Source organism: Pseudomonas sp. PAGU 2196 (assembly GCF_022179005.1).
GTDB lineage: Bacteria > Pseudomonadota > Gammaproteobacteria > Pseudomonadales > Pseudomonadaceae > Aquipseudomonas > Aquipseudomonas kermanshahensis.
In genome coordinates this window covers 1-567 of record NZ_BNTL01000077.1, presented here as the reverse complement: position 1 = coordinate 567, position 567 = coordinate 1, and the positions used below count along the sequence as shown (strand labels likewise).

Sequence of the window (567 nt, the reverse complement as noted above, 5' to 3'; positions counted from 1 at the left end):
CATTAACACAGTGCTGGATGATAGCTCTTCTGCAACCGACAAACTGGTAATTAAAGGCGATGCGTCCGGTAAGACCCGAGTGGCTGTTACGAATGTTGGTGGTTCAGGCGCTAATACGCTGAATAGTATTGAAGTTATTCATGTTGATGGTAATGCAGCTAACGCTGAATTTATTCAGGCCGGACGTATAGCGGCCGGCGCTTATGACTACACTCTTGGACGTGGGCCGGGAAGCAACTATGGAAACTGGTATCTGAGCAGTAGTAAAAATACTCCAGAACCAAGGCCTGATCCTGAACCCACTCCGGAAGGGCATGATAACAACCTGCGCCCGGAAGCCAGCTCCTATACCGCGAATATAGCTGCGGCAAACACCATGTTTGTGACCCGCCTTCATGAACGTCTGGGGCGGACGCAATACGTCGATGCAATTACCGGAGAACCGAAAGCAACCAGTATGTGGATGCGCCATGAAGGAGGACATAACCGCTGGCGCGACGGTTCTGGTCAACTGAAAACTCAAAGTAATCGTTATGTGATTCAACTGGGTGGTGATATCGCACAATG

Annotated in this window: 1 protein-coding gene; it reads left to right on the top strand. The window is 49.9% G+C overall.

All coding sequences use genetic code 11. From position 1 onward, the window contains the following. Nucleotides 1–567, top strand: a 567-nt coding sequence (locus MFF34_RS28000; protein ID WP_238217839.1) for an autotransporter outer membrane beta-barrel domain-containing protein, incomplete at both ends; no start/stop codon positions are given.